The following is a 17288-nucleotide window of genomic DNA, read 5'->3' as shown; positions in this document are numbered from 1 at the left end:
CTGTAGCCGGGAACGTCGGTCGGGTGCCGCCTCGCTGTCAGGGGCGGGCCGGCAGGGCGGCGTGCAGGGCGCGCATGGACCGGATCGCGGACCGGATCTCCTGCAGGTACCGGCCGGGGGTCAGCGTGGGTTCCGGCAGCCCGGCCACTGCCGCCAGCGTCGGGTCCACCCCGACCGTGTCGATCCCGCACCGGTACGGGACGGTGAGGGTGCGCAGCGCGTCGCAGTGCTGGAACGGCACGTAGATCGGGGCGGTCACCATGAGCACCGGGTCGCCGGCCCGTAGCCGGACGTGTTCCGCCCAGAACCGCTGGGTGTCGGCGGTGTGCGCCCGGCGCCGGTCCGGCTCGCTCGACGGGGCGGCGAGCACCCGCACCGGGGGCAGCCCGGCCGGGCGGTAGGTGCGCGAGGACCAGGCCCGGTGCGGGTGGTCCGCCCCCTCGCCGGTCTCCTCGCTCGGCGTCGTCACTCCAAACGCGGCGCGTACGCCCGCGTCGAGGGCGTCCACCTCGGTGACGCAGCCGGTGATCCCGGCATGGGCGAGCGTTCGCGACTCGGCCGGGGAGAGCGCCCGGCAACTGCCCAGCGCCGCCACCTCGCCGGAGATCCCGGCGACCGTGCGCGCCAGGTGCGCGGCGTACGCGGTGCGTCGCAGGCAGGCGTGCGCCAGCCCGCCGAGCACCAGCAGGTGGGCGTAGCGGGGCAGGGCCGGCGGGACGGGCCGGACCAGGCCCAGCGCCGCCGCGGCGTCGAGCACCAGCCGGGTGGTGGCCGGGTCGAAGGCGGGCTCCCGGGCTTCGGGCCGTTCCCGGCCCTGCCGGAAGTCCCAGTGTCGGGCGGAGAAGTCGTCCAGCCCGGCCAGCACCGCCGGCAGGTCCCCGGCCGGCCAGTCACCGCCGAAGTGCCCTACCAGGGCGCGCAGCGGCGGCGAGTCCACCCAGGCCTGTACCCCTGCCGCGAGTTCCCCGTCGGTCGTTCCCGCCGCGCCGGCCGGCAGCGCCACCTCCGTCGTCCGCACCCGGCGGATGCTACCGCCCGTCCGTACGCGGACACCGGCCGTTGTGGATCGTGACTACCCGGAGAATTGCCCGGGTTCGACTGCGGAAACCGCAGCGGGACGGTTGACGCGGTGTTAGGCGGGCGGGCTCGCTGCGCTACACAGTGACAGTTGTTCCCCTCATCGGGTGGTGAGAGCGTGCGAGGACCAACCGCCGCTGAAGGGTGCGACGATGACCTCCGACGATCTGCTGGCCCGGCACCGGGCCGTGCTCCCGTCCTGGATGCCGCTCTACTACGCCGAACCGATCGAGCTGGTCGGCGGCTCGGGCCGCCGGGTGACCGACGCCCAGGGCCGCAGCTACCTGGACTTCTTCGGCGGCGTGCTGACCAACATGATCGGTTACGACATCCCGGAGATCCGGGACGCGGTGGAGCGGCAGTTGCGCACCGGCATCGTGCACAGCTCGACCCTCTACCTGATCCGGCAGCAGGTGGAGCTGGCCGAGAAGATCGCCCGGGTCTCCGGCATCCCCGACGCGCGGGTCTTCTTCACCAACTCCGGTACGGAGGCGAACGAGGCGGCGCTGCTGGTGGCCACCAACTACCGCCGCTCGCACCAGATTCTCGCGGTGCGCAACAGCTACCACGGCCGGTCGTACGCGGCGATGGGCGTGACCGGCAACCGCAGCTGGTCGGCGAGCGCGCTCAACCCGCTCCAGGTGGCCTGGCTGCACTCCGGCGAGCGGCTGCGCGGTCTGCTGGCCCGGCTCGACGAGGCGGACCGGATCGACGCGGCGGTGGAGGACCTGCGCGAGGTGCTCGTCACCCAGACCGCCGGCGACGTGGCCTGCCTGATCGCCGAGCCGATCCAGGGCGTCGGCGGGTTCGTGCACGGCCCGGACGGGCTCTTCGCGGGCTGGAAGAAGGTGCTCGACGAGCATGGCATTCTGCTGATCAGCGACGAGGTGCAGACCGGCTGGGGGCGGACCGGCGAGCACTTCTGGGGCTACCAGGCGCACGGCGTCACCCCGGACCTGCTCACCTTCGCCAAGGGCATCGGCAACGGCTTCGCCCTGGCCGGCGTGGTCGGCCGGGCCGACGTGCTGGAGGCGGTGCCGGCGATCAGCTTCTCCACCTTCGGCGGCAACCCGATCTCTACGGCGGCCGGCAACGCGGTCCTCGACTACCTGCTCGAGCACGACCTGCAGGCGAACGCCGAGCGGGTGGGCGCGATCCTCGGTGACGGCCTGCGGGCCGCGCTGGCCGACCTCGACTGCGTCGCCGAGGTCCGCGGCAAGGGCCTGATGCTCGGCGTCGAGTTCGTCCGGCCGGGCACCGGCGAGCCCGACCCGGCGCTCACCGCCCGGGTCTTCGAGGCGTGCCGGGCCGGCGGTCTGCTGGTCGGCAAGGGCGGCCTCTACGGCAACGTGGTGCGGATGGGCCCGCCGCTGACGCTGACCGAGGACGAGGCGCGGGAGGGCCTGGCCATCCTGGTCGACGCGATCCGTAGTTGCGCGGCGGCGGAGGTGGCGGCGTGAGCACGACGGTCATCGGGCACTTCGTCGACGGCAAGCGGGTGGTCGGCGACTCGGAGCGGCGCGGGGACGTCTTTGACCCGGCCACCGGCCGGCGTACCGGGCTGGTGGCGCTGGCTTCCGCCGCCGACGTGGCGGGCGCGGTGGAGGCCGCCGAGCGGGCCGGGCGGGCCTGGCGGGACGCGTCGCTGGCCAAGCGGACGGCGGTGCTGTTCGCCTTCCGCGAGCTGGTCCACGCCCGGCGTGACCGGCTCGCCGAGGCGATTACCGCCGAGCACGGCAAGGTGCTCGCGGACGCCGCCGGCGAGGTGCAGCGGGGCCTGGAGGTGATCGAGTACGCCTGCGGCATCCCGTCCGCCCTGCGCGGCGGCTTCAGCGAGAACGTCTCCACCGAGGTCGACTCGTACAGCCTGCGCCAGCCGGTGGGGGTGGTGGCGGTGATCTCGCCGTTCAACTTCCCGGCGATGGTTCCGCTCTGGTTCGTGCCGGTCGCCGTCGCCTGTGGCAACGCGGTGGTGCTCAAGCCCAGCGAGAAGGACCCGAGCGCGGCGCTGCTGCTGGCCGAGTGGTTCAGCGAGGCGGGCCTGCCGGACGGTGTGCTCAACGTGGTCAACGGCGACAAGGAGGCGGTCGACGCCCTGCTCGATCACCCCGGGGTCAAGGCGGTGTCGTTCGTCGGGTCCACCCCGGTGGCCCGGTACGTGCACCAGCGCGCCGCGTTGGCCGGCAAGCGGGTGCAGGCGCTGGGCGGGGCGAAGAACCACATGGTGGTGCTTCCCGACGCCGACCTCGACCTGGCCGCCGATGCGGCGGTCAACGCCGGCTTCGGCTCGGCGGGGGAGCGGTGCATGGCGATCTCCGCGCTGGTCGCGGTGGAGCCCGTCGCCGACGCCCTGGTCGCGAAGATCGCCGAGCGGATGGCCCGGCTGCGTACCGGGGACGGCAGGCGGGGCTGCGACATGGGTCCGCTGGTCACCGCCGCGCACGCCGAGCGGGTCCGCGGCTACGTGGAGTCCGGGATCGCGGCCGGCGCGGTGCCGGTGGTGGACGGGCGGGACGTCACCCCGGAGGGGGACGGCGGGGGGTTCTGGCTCGGCCCGACTCTCTTCGACCACGTCACCCCGGAGATGTCGATCTACACCGACGAGATCTTCGGTCCGGTGCTCAGCGTCGTGCGGGTCGGCTCGTACGACGAGGCGGTCGACCTCGTGAACGCCAACCCGTACGGCAACGGCACGGCGATCTTCACCAACGACGGCGGGGCCGCCCGGCGGTACCAGCACGAGGTGGAGGTCGGCATGGTCGGCATCAACGTGCCGATCCCGGTGCCGATGGCGTACTACTCGTTCGGTGGCTGGAAGGCGTCGCTCTTCGGTGACCTGCACGCGCACGGCGCTGAGGGGGTGGCCTTCTTCACCCGCGGCAAGGTGGTCACCAGTCGCTGGCTCGACCCCCGGCACGGCGGGGTCAACCTCGGTTTCCCCACCCAGACCTGAGCAGTCGCAGCACCGCCGCCCCGGCCAGGTACGCCACCAGCGCCGGGGCGGGCAGCCCCAGTGGCTCCGGCGCGGTCTTGCCGGTGAGGCTGTTCATCAGCAGCCCGGCGACCGGGCCCGCGTAGCCGATCGCGACCAGTGCGGTCCGGATCGGGCCGGCGGTGCTCGCCGGGGCGTGCCGCCGGGTGCGGGCTTCGATCGGACCGAACACGGCGACCAGCGCGGCCAGCACCACGGCGAGGGCGAGCAGCCAGGGCACCCGCCAGGCCCACCAGGCCGCCGTGGCGCCCTGCGGGGTGGGCAGCACCCCCAGGGTGTCCAGCAGGCCGACCAGCAGGACGGCGGCGGTCAGGTGCCAGAGGAAGACGGTCAGCACGACCGCGTTCACCGCGATCACCGCCTGCCAGGGGCCGCGGCGGCGCAGCCACCGTCGCGCCGGATTCTGCAGCAGCAGGATGAGCCCGAGCTGCGCGGTGGCCGCCGCGAGCAGCGCCAGGCTGGGCGGGGCGGTGTTGTCCAGGCGCTCGCCCGGCACGTTCAGCATCGCCACCGGGTACGGCCCGACGCGGGTCAACAGCACCAGCGCGACCAGCCCCACGAGCAGCAGCACCGCCCCGGCGTGCCGCGAGGTGGGCAGCCGTCGCCGGCGCAGTCCGGGCCGGTCGCCGTCACCCCCGCCCGATGCCTGGCTCGCGCGCCGGGCGTCGTACCAGGCGAAGCCGAGCTGGTGGACGGCCAGCCAGCCGAAGAGGTAGTTCCCGGTGGCCAGCCTGTCCGGACCGAGGATCCGGCCCAGGTCGCCGAGCGCGACCAGCCCGACCAGCACCAGCGGTACGACCAGGCCGGCGCGGCGGTGCAGCGCGTACATGACGGGGGTCAGCGGGACCACCACCAGGTAGGCGACGAGGAACCAGAGCGGGATGGTGGCGAACCAGACCACCGTGCGGATCTCGACGGCGTCGGCGCCGCGCAGCCGGGCCACCGCCGCGCCGGCCGCCAGCACCACCAGCAGCGCGGTGGTGGGACGGATCAATCGGCTGCTGCGGTCGATCAGCCAGCCGGTGGCGTCCCCACCTCGGGATCGCCAGGATGTCAGCGCGGCGGCGTTGGCGTAACCCCCGACCAGGAAGAAGACCGGCATCACCTGGACGCCCCAGGTCAGCGGCCAGGCCCAGGGGAGGTCGCCCAGCGCGGAGTGCCCGGTGGGGTGTCCGGCCTGGTCACGCCCGATCACGCTGATGATCCAGTGGCCGAGGACGACCAGGGTGATGGCGAGTGCCCGGAGCAGGTCGGCGTAGCGCTCCCGGCTGGGCGGTGTGCGCTCGGCGAGCTGCCGCAGGCGGCGCATGGCGCCAGGTTATGCCAGCTGAAGTTTGTCCGTGGTGATAACGGTTCGGTCGTCGGGTCTTGTGGTCCGCGCCCTCCTGTCGTAGAAATTCTTCAGTAATACGGAATGAAGTGAAGACAAGCAACGCGTAACCCCACCGTGCCTCGACGTCGCGGCCGCCGTACCCCCACCCTCGGCGGGCCGCCCGTACCCGAACCGAGGAGATGCGATGAACAGGCGTGAGATCCTGCGGCGCACCGTCGCCGCCAGCCTGCTGGCCACCCCCGCCGTCGGCCTGCTCGCCGGCTGCGCCACCTCCGGCGGCGACGACAAGAAGGACACCGACACCTACAAGGGCACCAAGAGCGAGCAGAACCCGCTCGGCGTCAAGGAGGACGCCCCGCTCGATGTGGTGATCTTCAACGGCGGCTTCGGCGAGGAGTACGCCAAGGCCCACGAGGCCATGTACAAGGAGAAGTACCCGAAGGCGGAGATCAAGCACTCGGCGACCCAGGAGATCGGCAAGGCCCTGCAGCCGCGCTTCGTGGACGGCAGCCCGCCGGACGTGGTGAACAACTCCGGCAAGGACCAGATCGACTTCAACGGCCTGGTCAGCCAGAACGCCATCGCCGACCTGGGCGAGCTGCTCGACGCCCCAAGCCTCGACATCCCAGGCAAGAAGGTGCGCGACACGCTGCTGCCCGGCACTGTCGAGGTCGGCTCGTACGACGGGAAGTTCCTTGTCGTCAACTACACGTACACGGCGTACGGCATCTGGTACTCCACCAAGCTCTTCACTGATCGGGGTTGGCAGTACGGCAAGACCTGGGACGACCACATCGCGCTCTGCAAGCAGATCAAGGCCGCCGGCATCGCCCCCTGGACCTACCCCGGCGTGCACCCCCGCTACATGAGCTGGCCGGTGATCTCCACCGCGATCAAGTTCGGCGGTCCGTCGGTCGGCGTGGCGATCGACAACCTGGAGCCGAACGCCTGGAAGTCCGACGCGATGAAGGCGGCCGCCGACGCGTGGTACCAGATCGTCAAGGACAAGTACATCCTGGACGGCTCGGCGGGCCTGGACCATATCCAGTCGCAGACGGCCTGGAGCCAGGGCAAGGCCGCCTTCGTCTCCTGCGGCTCCTGGCTGGAGAACGAGCAGGCGAAGGTCACCCCGGCCGGCTTCAACATGACCGTCGTGCCCACGCCCAGCCTGGGGGCCGGCGACAAGCTGCCGTTCGAGGCGATCCGGGGCACCGCGGGCGAGCCGTTCATCGTCCCGGCCAAGGCCAAGAACCTCGCCGGCGGCCTGGAGTACCTGCGGGTGATGCTCTCCAAGAAGGGCGCCCAGGACTTCACCAAGAAGGTCTCCAGCCTGCCCGTGGTCGCCGGCGCCACCGAGGGCGTCGAGCTGCCGTTCGGCCTGGCCACCGTGTCGAAGGCGCTGGACGCGTCCGGCTCCAACGGCTTCAACTGGGTCTACAACAGCTACTACCGAAAGTTGGAGCGGGAGCTCGTCGACGCCGCGTGCGGCGAGTTCTTCAGCGGGCGGATCAGCCCGGCCGAGTTCCTCGACCAGTGCCAGAAGGGCGCCGACTCGATCGCCCAGGACAGCTCGATCAAGAAGTACAAGCGGGCCGCGTAGCCAGCTGGTGGGGGCGGGCGTCGGCCCGCCCCCACCTTCCTGGCCCGTTGGAGGAGGATCCCCCTCGTGCGACATGGCAAGTACCCGCTGATCATCGCGTTCCTGGTGCCGCCGCTGGCGCTCTACGTCCTGTTCGTGATCTCGCCGTACCTGCAGGCGTTCCAGATCTCGACGACGAGTTGGCTGGGTTACTCGGCCAAGGCCGACCCGGTCGGTCTGGCCAACTTCCGCACCATGCTGCACGACGACCGGGTGTGGAACGCGATCGGCAACAACGCCGTCCTGCTCGCCGTGGTGCCGGTGCTGACCATCGGTCTCGGCCTGTTCTTCGCCACCATGCTCTCGATGGGCGGTCGGAGCGACCGGGCTGGAGTGTCCGGGGTCCGCGGCAGCGCCTTCTACCGGCTGGTCTACTTCTTCCCGCAGGTGCTCTCGGTGGTGATCATCGCGCTGCTCTGGAAGGAGATCTACCACCCGAACAACGGCCTGCTCAACGGCGCGCTGCGCGCTCTCGGCCTGCCCGCGCCGACCTGGCTCGGCGATCCGCGCACCGCCTTCTGGTGCGTGCTGGCGGTGATGGTGTGGAGCAACGTCGGCTTCTACGTGGTGCTCTTCGGCGCGGCGATGTCCGCCATCCCGCGGGACATCTACGAGGCGGTGCTTCTCGACGGCGCGTCCCGTTGGGTCACGCTGCGCCGGATCACGGTGCCGCTGCTCTGGGACACCGTGCAGGTCGCCTGGATCTACCTGGCCATCGCGGCGCTGGACGGCTTCATCCTCGTCCAGCAGATGACGAACGGTGGACCGAACTTCTCCTCGGACGTGGTCGGGCTGCGGATGTACGAGACCGCCTTCAGCGATAACAAGTTCGGGTACGCCACGGCGATCGGCGTGGTGATGTTCTTCCTGACCCTCACGGTGGCGGTGCTGGCGCTGCGGGCCGCACGACGCGAGAGGATCGAGCACTCATGACCACCCTGGACAAGCCCGCCGCGACGGGCGCGGAGCCGGGCCCGGCCCGTCGCGCCCCGGGCCCGGCCCGCCCCGAGTTGGGCGTGGTGAACGTGGCGTCGCACGCCTTCCTGCTGGTCTGGGCCGCGCTGACCGTGCTGCCGCTGCTCTGGATGTTCCTCAGCTCGTTCAAGAGCGACGGCGAGATCCTCGCCGACCCGTGGGGGCTGCCCGGCGCGCTGCGCCTGGAGAACTGGGCCCGGGCCTGGACCGAGGCGCACATCGGTCGGTACTTCCTCAACAGCGCGATCGTGGTGGCCGGCTCGCTCACACTGACGATGCTGCTCGGCGCGACCGCGGCGTACGTCTTCGCGCGCTACGAGTTCCGGGGCCGGCAGATCGTCTACTACCTGTTCGTCGGCGGCATGATGTTCCCGGTCTTCCTCGCCCTCGTGCCGCTCTTCTTCGTCGTCCGCAGCGCCGGCCTGCTCGGCACCTGGCCCGGCCTCATTCTGGTGTACGCGGCGTACTCGCTGCCGTTCACGGTGTTCTTCCTGACCGCGTTCTTCCGCACCCTGCCGACCGCGGTCGCCGAGGCGGCCCTGATCGACGGGTGTGGTCACTTCCGGCTCTTCTTCCGGGTGATGCTGCCGATGGCCCGTCCGGGACTGATCAGTGTAGCGATCTTCAACTTCCTGAGCCACTGGAACCAGTTCCTCCTGCCGGCGGTGCTCCTCGAGGGTGACCCCTCGAAGTACGTCCTGGCCCAGGGACTCTCCGCGCTCGCGGTCAGCCAGGGCTATCAGGGGGACTTCAGCGGCCTGTTCGCCGGCCTGACCATCGCCACGCTGCCGGTGCTGGTGGTCTACGCGGTGTTCCAGCGGCAGATCCAGGCCGGACTCACCGCCGGCCAGCTCAAATGAGGTGGCGGCTACCCGCCCTTTGACTTGACCGGTAGGAAATCTCCTACCTATTGTGGTGGCATGACCGTGACCCACGTGCAGCTCCTCTCCGTGCCTGTCAGCGACCAGGACCGGGCCCGCGACTTCTACCTCGACGTCCTCGGCTTCGACCTCGTCTGGGACAACCCGATGGGGCCCGGCGGTCGCTGGGTCCAGGTCGCCCCGAAGGGCGCCGCGACGGCGCTGACCCTGGTCACCTGGTTCCCCACCATGCCACCCGGCTCGCTCAAGGGCCTGGTGCTGGAGACCGACGACCTCGACGCCGACGTGGCCCGGCTGCGCGAGCGGGGCGTCGTCTTCGCCGACGACGGCATCCAGACCGCCCCCTGGGGTCGGTACGTCACCTTCGACGACCCGGACGGCAACGGCATCGTGCTCCAGGCCACCCGTGTCTGAGGGGGACGTCTTCGCGGCGCTGGCCAACCCCACCCGGCGGGAGGTGCTCCGGCTGCTGCTCGAACGGGGTGAACAGCCGGTGCAGCGGCTCGCCGACCACTTCGAGATGCGCCGGCCCAGCCTCTCCGAGCACCTGCGGGTGCTCAAGGACGCCGGCCTGGTGACCGAACAGCCGGTCGGCCGGCAGCGGTTCTACGCACTGCGGCCCGAGCCGTTGCGCCAGGTGGCCGACTGGCTCGGCCCGTACGAGCAGTTCTGGCGGGCCCGCCTGGCCGACCTGCGCGAGGTGCTGGACGGGCTGCCCGATGACTGAGTCGACGGCGATCGCCCTCGACCAGTTCCTGCCCCACCCGCCGGCCAAGGTCTGGCGAGCGCTGACCGATTCTGATCTGCTGGCCCGCTGGCTCATGCCGAACGACTTCCGGCCCGTGCCAGGACACCGGTTCAGCTTCCGCACCACCCCGCGCCCCGGTCAGGGCTTCGACGGCCTGGTCCACTGCGAGGTGCTGGAGTTGGACGAGCCGCGCCGGTTGCGCTGGGCCTGGCGGGGCGGCCGCCTGGACACCGTGGTCAGCTGGACGCTAGTGCCCGAGGGGCGGGGCACCCGGCTGTTCCTGGAACACTCCGGCTTCGACCCGGACGACCCGGTGCAGCGGCGCACGTTCACGCTCCTTGACGGCGGCTGGCGCAGTCACGTCTGGCGCCGCCTCGAGCAGACCCTCACCGCCCTGCCCTGACCCCGCGCCTTCCCGCCCTCCGAGCCTTCCCGCACTCCAAGGCTTCCCGCCCTCCAGGCCTCCGCGGCGCCGAGGGCGGGTGCCGCTTCGCATGCTACGAACTTGATGACGTGAACGATTCAGGCCCCGGGTCGGCGGTGCCGCGCGGGGCAGACTCCACGCTGAGTCGGCTGCGTCATCAAGTTCGCAGGTGGGGCCACACCATCTCGCCGTTCCTGGCGGTGATGGTTCCTCGAGGCGCTTTGGAGCTGACGGCTCCAACGACTCAGGGGACCGACCGCGGGATGCGGGATCGGCCTCCGTCGTGAGTCGGTGGTGATGTCAGGTCCAAAGGCGGAGTGGGGTTGTGGTCCGCCGTCGCCCGTCGCCCGCAGGGGCAGCGCGGGGCCGAGGGGCACGGGGGTCAGGTGGTCGTCAAACCAGGAGGGCGTGCAGGGCTGCCGGGTCGGTGACCTCGGGCAGGTCGCGGGCGGCGAGCCAGGCGGCCGCTGCGGCCCCGTCGCCGGCCGTGTGCAGCGGCGCGTCCGGCCACCGGCGGGCGAGCTCGGCACGGACCGCGGCGCCGAGCGGAGTGTCCCCGGTGAGCAGCCCGCCGCCGAGCACCACCGGGTCGGCCGCGCCGGGCGGCCGGATCCGGGCCGCGTTCTCCGCGAGCAGCACGGCGGCCTCGCCGATCAGCGCCCGGGCGGTCGGCTCGCCCGCCCCGGCCGCGGTCACCACCAGCGGCGCGAGCCGGGCCAGCTCCACCGGCGGTCGCCGGGTCACCGCCTGCACGACCGCCTCGGCGGTCGCCCGCGGCCGGGCCGCCACCTCGGCCGAGCCGGTCAGCTCGGCGAGCACCAGACGGGCCAGCTCGCCGGGCGGGTCGGCGCGGTCCAGGTCGGACAGCAGCCGGCGGACCGCCTCCCGGCCGACCCAGAAGCCCGAGCCGGCGTCGCCGAGCAGCCAGCCGTGCCCGTCCGCGGTGCGGTCCAGGCGCAGGTCGCGCACCTGGGCGGCGATCGCGCCGGTGCCCGCGATGAGCACGGTGCCGTCCGGGGCCGCGGTGCCCGAGGCGTACGCCACCAGCGCGTCGCCGTGCACCGCGTACGGGCAGCACAGACCCGCGTCGCACCAGGCCTGGTCGAAGGCGGCCCGCCCCTGCGGGTCGGCGAGGAGCCGGCCGGCCCCGGCCAGCCCGATCACGCCGGCGCGTACCCGGGTCGGGTCGACGTCGGCGAGCGCGGCGCGCAGCGCGGCGAGCAGTTCGGCGGCGGCCCGCTCGGCACCGTGGCTGGTCGGGTTGCCGCCGCCGGCCCGGCCCGTGCCGAGCCGTACGCCGTCGAGGCTGACGGCGGCGGCGCGGGTGGACGTACCCCCGACGTCGAGGCCGACCACGACGGTGTCGGACATCGGCTGGCCTCCCTGTGCTCGGGCGTTGTGCCCCTTCATGCTGGTCCGCCCGGGTCGCTTAGGCAAGATCCACCGCCCCCTCGGGCTGTGCGCCAGGTAACAGTGTCAGCTTCTCGGCCTTGAAGGGCTGAGCTTGCGGATCGTGGTCGGTGCTGGCTGCATCGGTCACGCCGCGTTTGGCAGGCTGACGGCTGCCCAGTCCGTGGCACCGCGGGTGGCGATGTTGCGGGCTGCGTTCACGTCGGCGTGCTCAGCGAAGCCGCACGACGTGCATCGGAAGGTGGTCTGGTTGGGCCGGTTGGCCTTGGCGATGTGCCCGCAGGCGGAGCAGCCCTGCGAGGTGTACGCCGGGTCCACGTGGACGAGGGCCAGCCCGGCCCGGGCGGCTTTGTAGGCGATGTACTGGCCGAGTTGGTGGAATGCCCACGTGTGCAGGGTGACCCGCTGGGGCCGTCGGAGCCGTACCCGGTCGCGGATGCCCGTGAGGTTTTCCAGGGCGATGCCGCGGCCGGTGCGTTCGGCCTCGGTCACGATCTGCTTGGCGATGCGATGGTTGGTGTCGGCCGCGAACCGGGCTTCCTTACGGCGGCGGGCCTTCAACAGCCGCTTGGCCGATTTGGTGCCGATACGCTGGAGCTTGGTCCGCAGCCGCTGGTTACGGTGCCGCACCCGGTTCAAACCCTTGCCGCTGTGTCGGGTGCCGTCGTTGGTGGTGGCGATGTTCGCGAGGCCCAGGTCCACACCGAGGAACCCGTCAGGCTCTTTCACCTCGACATCGGGAATGTCGCAGGTGGCGTACAGGTACCACTTGCCGTCACGGCACACCAGGTCAGACTCGCCCTTTCGGTAGGCGGACAGCACCGCGTACTGCCCGTCAGAGCAGCCGAACCGGATACGGGCCTGCCGGCCCGCTGTCGTCCAGATGGACACCGTGCGGGACCGCATCTGCCAGGACAGGCAGCGGTCGTCGAACGGCTGCGCGGCGTCCCGGCGGAATCCGACCGGCTTCCCCTCAGCGTTGCGGCGGCGTTTCGACCCGGGCTTGCCGAGGTTGCCGGCGCGGATGTTGGCGTTCAGGGTGGCGTACGCGCCGGCGACCTTGCGGGCGACGTGGATCGCCGGCTGAGCCGACAACCCCATCGCCTTCAACCGGCCGTAGGTGAGCCGCTGCAACGCCTGCTTGCCGAACACCCGCCCCTGATACGCCTCGACCGAGACGACATTAGCGGCCTCGTTGCACAGGGCCAGCGTGTCCCGCAACGCCGCCTCCTGGCCAGCGTCAGGGAACAACCGCACCTGAACAACGATCCACACCGTCCACAGTATACCGATCGGCCCATCATCATGATGAAACGTCGGACCCGCATGTCCGGCGAGGCCGCGGCGGGTTTCCAACCTGCACGTGCATCTGGTTTTCGTCACCAAAGATCGCCGCGGTGTACTCGATGAGGCGATGCTCGCCCCTCGTCAGCAGGTGATGGCCGACGTGCGCGCGACTTGGGAGCCGAGCTGGCCGAGTTCACTGGCGAGAACGACCGGGTCGCAGGCAAGGAGTACATCGCCAACCAGAGGCACCCGGGCCCCCTGGGCGCTTCCTCCCGGCCTGACGACCGCGATTCTTCACTAGATCTCGTTGAAAAATTTCGCCCACGGTCTTGACAGGGAGGGGTGCTTAGTAAGAACTTTTACCACTAACAGTAAACACTCTTTCCGAAAGGCGTCCCATGGTTGATCACGAGGTGGACACCCCCGCGGGGACCGCGGTGGTCGACGCCGACGCGGTCGACCGGCGGGGTGCGGTGGCGGTCTCCTCCGACGGGGTGCTGGCCAGGGTCCGGGCCGGGGCCGGGGAGCTGACGGGCGCGTTGCGCCGGGTCGCCGAGCACGTGCTCAGCGACCCGGAGGCGGCGGCCCGGGCCACCATCGTGGAACTGGCGGAGCGCAGCGGCACCTCACCGGCAACCATCACCCGGTTCTGCCGGGCGATGGGCTTCGAGGGCTACGCCGACCTGCGGCTCGGCATCGCCGCGGAGACAGGCCGGGCGCGCTCGGCGGGCTGGACCGTCGACATCGGCCGGGAGATCCAGCCCAGTGACCCACTGTCCCGGGTCCTCGACCAGATCATGGCCGCCGACACCCGCGCCATGCACGACACCGCCGCGCTGCTCGACCTCGCCGAGGTGGAGAAGGCGGCGGTGGCCATCGCCGGCGCGAGCCGGGTGAACATCTTCGGCGCCAGCGGCAGCGCGCTGGTGGGCGAGGAGATGCAGTTCAGCCTGCACCGCATCGGGGTGGCCGCCTGGGCCTGGAGCGACGTGCACGAGGGGCTGGCCAGCGCCGCCCTGCTCGGTGTCGGCGACGTGGCGCTGGGCATCTCGCACACCGGGCAGACCCGGGAGACCATCGAGTTGCTCGCGGAGGCGGGCAGCCGGGGCGCCACCACGGTCGCGCTGACCGGCTTCCCCCGCTCGCCGCTGGCCGAGCTTGCCGACATCGTGCTGGTCACCGCCAGCCAGGCCACCACCTTCCGGCCCGACGCGCTCTCCGCCCGGCACCCTCAGCTCGTCGTGCTCGACCTGCTCTACATCGCCGTGGCGCAGCGCACCCACGACCGCGCCCACGCGGCCTTCCGGCGTACCGCCCAGGCCGTCGATGGACACAAGGCCGCGAAGGGGGGCACTTCATGATCAGCGCCCAGCGCTACGCGGACGCCGTCCGGCCGGTGCTCGACCGGCTGGTCGACACGCAGGCGGCGGCGGTGGACCGGGCCGCCGACCTGATCGCCGCCGGGCTGCGCGCCGGCGGGGTGCTCCAGGCCTTCGGCGCCGGCCACTCCGAGGCGTTCGCCGCCGAGCTGGTGGCCCGGGCCGGCGGGCTGGTGCCCACCAACCGACTCTCCCTGCACGACCTCGTGCTGCACGGTGACGCGCCCCGCGACGTGCTCGCCGACCCCAAGCTGGAACGCGACCCGGCCGTGGCGCACCAGCTCTACGCCCTCGCGGCGCCGCAGCCCGAGGACGTGTTCGTGGTCGCCTCCCAGTCCGGCATCAACGGCTCGGTGGTCGAGCTGGCGGCGCTGGTCCGGGCGCACGGCCATCCGTTGATCGCGGTCACCTCGGTCGAGCACACGGCACGGGTCGCCCCGCGGCACCCGTCCGGGCACCGGCTCGCCGACCTCGCCGACGTCGTGCTGGACAACGGCGCGCCGTACGGCGACGCACTGCTGCCGCTCGAGGGCGGCGGCGCGGTCTGTGCGGTCTCGTCGGTCACCGCGGCGCTGCTGGCGCAGCTGCTGACCGCCGAGGTCGTACGACGGTTCCACCAGGCCGGAGAGGTACCCCCTATCTACCTCTCCGCCAACGTCCCCGGTGGGGACGAGCACAACCTCGCCCTCGAGTCGCGGTACGCCGGGCGCCTCCGGCGCACCGCCTGACCCGACACCACAAGGAGAGACGAAGATGTCGGTTACTCCCGAGAACCTCGGCGACCTCAGCCGGCGGACGCTGCTGCGGCGGGCCGCCGCGGCCGGCCTGCTCGCCACCCCGGCGATGGGCCTGCTCAGCGCCTGCGCCGGCAGCGAGCCGAAAAAGTCCGACGACACCGGCGGCGCGAAGAGCAAGGACAACCCGTTCGGCGTCAAGGACGGCAGCGCGGTCAAGGTGGTCATCTTCAACGGTGGCCTCGGTGACCAGTGGGCGAAGGAAGACAAGGTCATCTTCAACGCCAAGCACGCCAACGTCACGGTCAACATGAGCTCGACTCAGAAGATCAAGACCGAAGAGCAGCCGAAGATGGCGACGCAGCCGAGTGACCTGGTGATGAACTCGGGTGCGGACATGATGGACCGCAGCACGCTGATCAACGAGGGTGCCATCGAGCCGCTCGACGACCTGCTCACCGCCCCGGCGTGGGACGGCGAGGGCACCGTCGCCGACACCCTGTTGCCCGGCACGGTGTCCGACGGCACGCAGAACGGCAAGTTCTACGTCGTCAACGTGGCGTTCACGGTCTGGGGCAACTGGTACAACGCCGCCCTGTTCAAGAAGGAGGGTTGGCAGCCGCCCACGACCTGGGACGAGTTCTTCGCGCTCGCTCCGAAGATCAAGGCCAAGGGCATGGCGCCCTACGTCCACGACGCGGTCCACGGTTACTACCCCCGGTGGGCGCTGATGGCGAGCATCTGGAAGTCTGCGGGCAAGCAGGTGGTCGTCGACATCGACAACCTCAAGGACAACGCGTGGAAGGCCGACGGCGTCCTCAAGGCGCTGGAGCCGTGGGAGAAGCTCGTCAAGGACAAGCTGCTGCTGCCGGGCAAGCTCGACCACACCCAGTCGCAGCAGGCCTGGCTCGACGGCAAGGCGGCGTTCATCCAGGTCGGCACCTGGCTGAAGAACGAGATGTCGGCGACCATCCCGCCGGGCTTCGAGCTCACGATCTCCGACTACTGGTCCAACCCGGGCGACAAGGCGCCGAAGGACGTGTTCGCCGCCTCCGGCGAGGGCTTCGTCGTGCCGAGCAAGGCCCCCAACAAGGCCGCCGCCAAGGAGTTCCTGCGGGCGATCCTGTCGAAGGAGGGCTCGGCCAAGTTCGCCGAGCTGACCAAGTCGCTGGCCTCCACCAAGGGCTCCGGCGACAACGTGCAGGACTCGGCGCTGTCCAGCGCGAACGCCCTGATGAAGAACGGCGGCAGCGAGCTCATCTCGGTCAAGTTCCAGGACTTCTACGCCGACCTGGACAAGGAGAGCCAGAACCTCTCCGAGGAGCTGATGGCCGGCCGGCTCACCGCGCAGCAGTTCATCGACAAGATGCAGACGGCCGCCGACAAGGTCGCCAAGGACTCGTCGATCAAGAAGCAGACCCGCACCGCCTGATCCGTTCGAGAGAGGCAGTCCAATGCGGCACGGAGTCGCGCGTTTCGTCACGGGCTTCCTGGCCCTGCCTGTCGCGCTGTACCTGTTCTACGTGGTGTGGCCGTTCGTGCAGGCGGCGGGATACTCGCTGACCGACTGGGGTGGGTTCTCGGGCTCCCAGAACTTCGTCGGGCTGGACAACTATGTCCGGCTGCTCTCCGACGAGCTGATCCGGAAGGCTTTCTGGCACAACGTCTTCTTCCTGGTCACCGTGCCGCTGTTCACCATCGCGCTGGCCCTGTTCCTCGCGTTCCTGCTCAATGTGGGCGGACGCGAGGACAGGGCCGGCATCCGCGGGGTGGTCGGCTCCGGCCTCTACAAAATCATCTTCTTCTTCCCGCAGGTGCTGTCGCTGGTGGTCATCGCCGTCATGTGGCAGCAGATCTACCGGACCGACGGTCAGGGCCTGATCAACGGGATGCTCATCAAGATCGGACTGGTCGACGCGGACAACCCGATCGCGTTCACCGCCGATCCGGAGCCCTTCCTCGGCGTACCGGCGGTGCTGTGGTGGCTGCTGCTCATCGCGGTGTGGAGCGGGGCCGGTTTCTACATGGTGCTCTTCTCCGCGGCGATGCAGTCGATCCCGAAGGACATCTTTGAGGCGGCGATCCTGGACGGCGCGAACCGGTTCCACACCTTCTTCCGGGTCACCCTGCCGCTGCTGCGGGACACCATCTCGGTCGCCTGGGTCTACCTGGGCTTCATCGCGCTGGACATGTACGCCCTGGTCTTCGTCATGACCCCGAGCCAGGGCGGCCCGAACCATGCCAGCGAGATCTTCGCGTCGGTGCTCAACTTCACCGCGTTCCAGAAGGGCCAGTACGGCTACGCCTGCGCGATGGGTGTCGCGCTGGCCATCTTCACGATCCTGCTCGCCGCGCTGCAGTTGAGGATCACCCGTCGTGACCGCATCGAGTACTGAAGGAGGCGTGACG

Annotated in this window: 16 protein-coding genes; 12 read left to right on the top strand and 4 right to left on the bottom strand. The window is 70.9% G+C overall.

What is annotated here, in order from left to right; genetic code table 11:
* Positions 1–37: 37 nt before the first annotated feature.
* The gene (locus ACGF4F_RS30830; RefSeq protein ID WP_357441955.1) at positions 38–1018 is read right to left on the bottom strand and encodes a hypothetical protein; all 981 of its coding nucleotides are present in this window, start codon (positions 1016–1018) and stop codon (positions 38–40) included.
* A 211-nt stretch (positions 1019–1229) separates the two neighbouring features.
* Between ACGF4F_RS30830 and ACGF4F_RS30825 the strand changes: the two genes are divergently transcribed.
* Complete coding sequence (locus tag ACGF4F_RS30825; RefSeq protein ID WP_357441953.1) at positions 1230–2537, top strand: aspartate aminotransferase family protein; 1308 nt, start codon at positions 1230–1232, stop codon at positions 2535–2537.
* On the top strand, positions 2534–4030 hold the full coding sequence (locus tag ACGF4F_RS30820) for a CoA-acylating methylmalonate-semialdehyde dehydrogenase (RefSeq protein WP_393082799.1): 1497 nt from the start codon (positions 2534–2536) through the stop codon (positions 4028–4030). Before ACGF4F_RS30825 ends, ACGF4F_RS30820 begins: the two co-directional genes overlap by 4 nt.
* Here ACGF4F_RS30820 and ACGF4F_RS30815 read toward each other — a convergent pair.
* Positions 4002–5378, bottom strand: a complete 1377-nt coding sequence (locus ACGF4F_RS30815) for an acyltransferase (RefSeq protein ID WP_357441950.1) — start codon at positions 5376–5378, stop codon at positions 4002–4004. The two genes, ACGF4F_RS30820 and ACGF4F_RS30815, sit on opposite strands and share 29 nt — an antisense overlap.
* Before the next feature lie 208 nt (positions 5379–5586).
* On the opposite strand from ACGF4F_RS30815, the gene ngcE (ACGF4F_RS30810) reads away from it, so the two are divergent.
* The 6 genes from ngcE (ACGF4F_RS30810) (at position 5587) to ACGF4F_RS30785 (ending at position 10048) form a co-directional block, all read left to right on the top strand.
* The gene (gene ngcE / locus ACGF4F_RS30810; protein WP_393082796.1) at positions 5587–7002 is read left to right on the top strand and encodes an N-acetylglucosamine/diacetylchitobiose ABC transporter substrate-binding protein; all 1416 of its coding nucleotides are present in this window, start codon (positions 5587–5589) and stop codon (positions 7000–7002) included.
* A 66-nt stretch (positions 7003–7068) separates the two neighbouring features.
* The gene (locus ACGF4F_RS30805) at positions 7069–7974 is read left to right on the top strand and encodes a sugar ABC transporter permease (RefSeq protein WP_357441946.1); all 906 of its coding nucleotides are present in this window, start codon (positions 7069–7071) and stop codon (positions 7972–7974) included.
* Positions 7971–8876, top strand: a complete 906-nt coding sequence (locus tag ACGF4F_RS30800; RefSeq protein ID WP_357441944.1) for a carbohydrate ABC transporter permease — start codon at positions 7971–7973, stop codon at positions 8874–8876. Before ACGF4F_RS30805 ends, ACGF4F_RS30800 begins: the two co-directional genes overlap by 4 nt.
* A gap of 60 nt (positions 8877–8936) precedes the next feature.
* The gene (locus ACGF4F_RS30795; protein WP_357441943.1) at positions 8937–9311 is read left to right on the top strand and encodes a glyoxalase superfamily protein; all 375 of its coding nucleotides are present in this window, start codon (positions 8937–8939) and stop codon (positions 9309–9311) included.
* Positions 9304–9624, top strand: coding sequence for a metalloregulator ArsR/SmtB family transcription factor (locus ACGF4F_RS30790; protein WP_357441941.1), 321 nt, complete (start codon positions 9304–9306; stop codon positions 9622–9624). Before ACGF4F_RS30795 ends, ACGF4F_RS30790 begins: the two co-directional genes overlap by 8 nt.
* Positions 9617–10048: an SRPBCC domain-containing protein gene (locus ACGF4F_RS30785; RefSeq protein ID WP_393082791.1), complete on the top strand. Its 432-nt coding sequence runs from the start codon at positions 9617–9619 to the stop codon at positions 10046–10048. Before ACGF4F_RS30790 ends, ACGF4F_RS30785 begins: the two co-directional genes overlap by 8 nt.
* Positions 10049–10462: 414 nt before the next feature.
* On the opposite strand, the gene ACGF4F_RS30780 is transcribed toward ACGF4F_RS30785, so the two are convergent.
* The gene (locus ACGF4F_RS30780; RefSeq protein ID WP_393082788.1) at positions 10463–11440 is read right to left on the bottom strand and encodes an N-acetylglucosamine kinase; all 978 of its coding nucleotides are present in this window, start codon (positions 11438–11440) and stop codon (positions 10463–10465) included.
* A 165-nt stretch (positions 11441–11605) separates the two neighbouring features.
* A complete protein-coding gene (locus ACGF4F_RS30775) occupies positions 11606–12862 on the bottom strand; it encodes an RNA-guided endonuclease InsQ/TnpB family protein (RefSeq protein WP_393082785.1) in 1257 nt (418 codons plus the stop codon).
* A gap of 302 nt (positions 12863–13164) precedes the next feature.
* Here ACGF4F_RS30775 and ACGF4F_RS30770 point away from each other — a divergent pair, with 302 nt between their 5' ends.
* Genes ACGF4F_RS30770 through ACGF4F_RS30755 form a run of 4 tightly spaced genes read left to right on the top strand, consistent with a single transcriptional unit; the run spans position 13165 to position 17275 of the window.
* Complete coding sequence (locus ACGF4F_RS30770) at positions 13165–14127, top strand: MurR/RpiR family transcriptional regulator (RefSeq protein WP_357441935.1); 963 nt, start codon at positions 13165–13167, stop codon at positions 14125–14127.
* On the top strand, positions 14124–14873 hold the full coding sequence (locus tag ACGF4F_RS30765) for an SIS domain-containing protein (protein ID WP_357441933.1): 750 nt from the start codon (positions 14124–14126) through the stop codon (positions 14871–14873). Before ACGF4F_RS30770 ends, ACGF4F_RS30765 begins: the two co-directional genes overlap by 4 nt.
* A 25-nt stretch (positions 14874–14898) precedes the next feature.
* The gene (gene ngcE / locus ACGF4F_RS30760; protein ID WP_357441931.1) at positions 14899–16311 is read left to right on the top strand and encodes an N-acetylglucosamine/diacetylchitobiose ABC transporter substrate-binding protein; all 1413 of its coding nucleotides are present in this window, start codon (positions 14899–14901) and stop codon (positions 16309–16311) included.
* 22 nt (positions 16312–16333) lie between these two features.
* A complete protein-coding gene (locus tag ACGF4F_RS30755) occupies positions 16334–17275 on the top strand; it encodes a carbohydrate ABC transporter permease (protein ID WP_393082781.1) in 942 nt (313 codons plus the stop codon).
* Positions 17276–17288 lie beyond the last annotated feature (13 nt).

It is taken from the genome of Micromonospora sp. NPDC047740, from assembly GCF_043204735.1.
GTDB lineage: Bacteria > Actinomycetota > Actinomycetes > Mycobacteriales > Micromonosporaceae > Micromonospora.
This window is presented reverse-complemented; position numbering and strand designations above follow the sequence as displayed.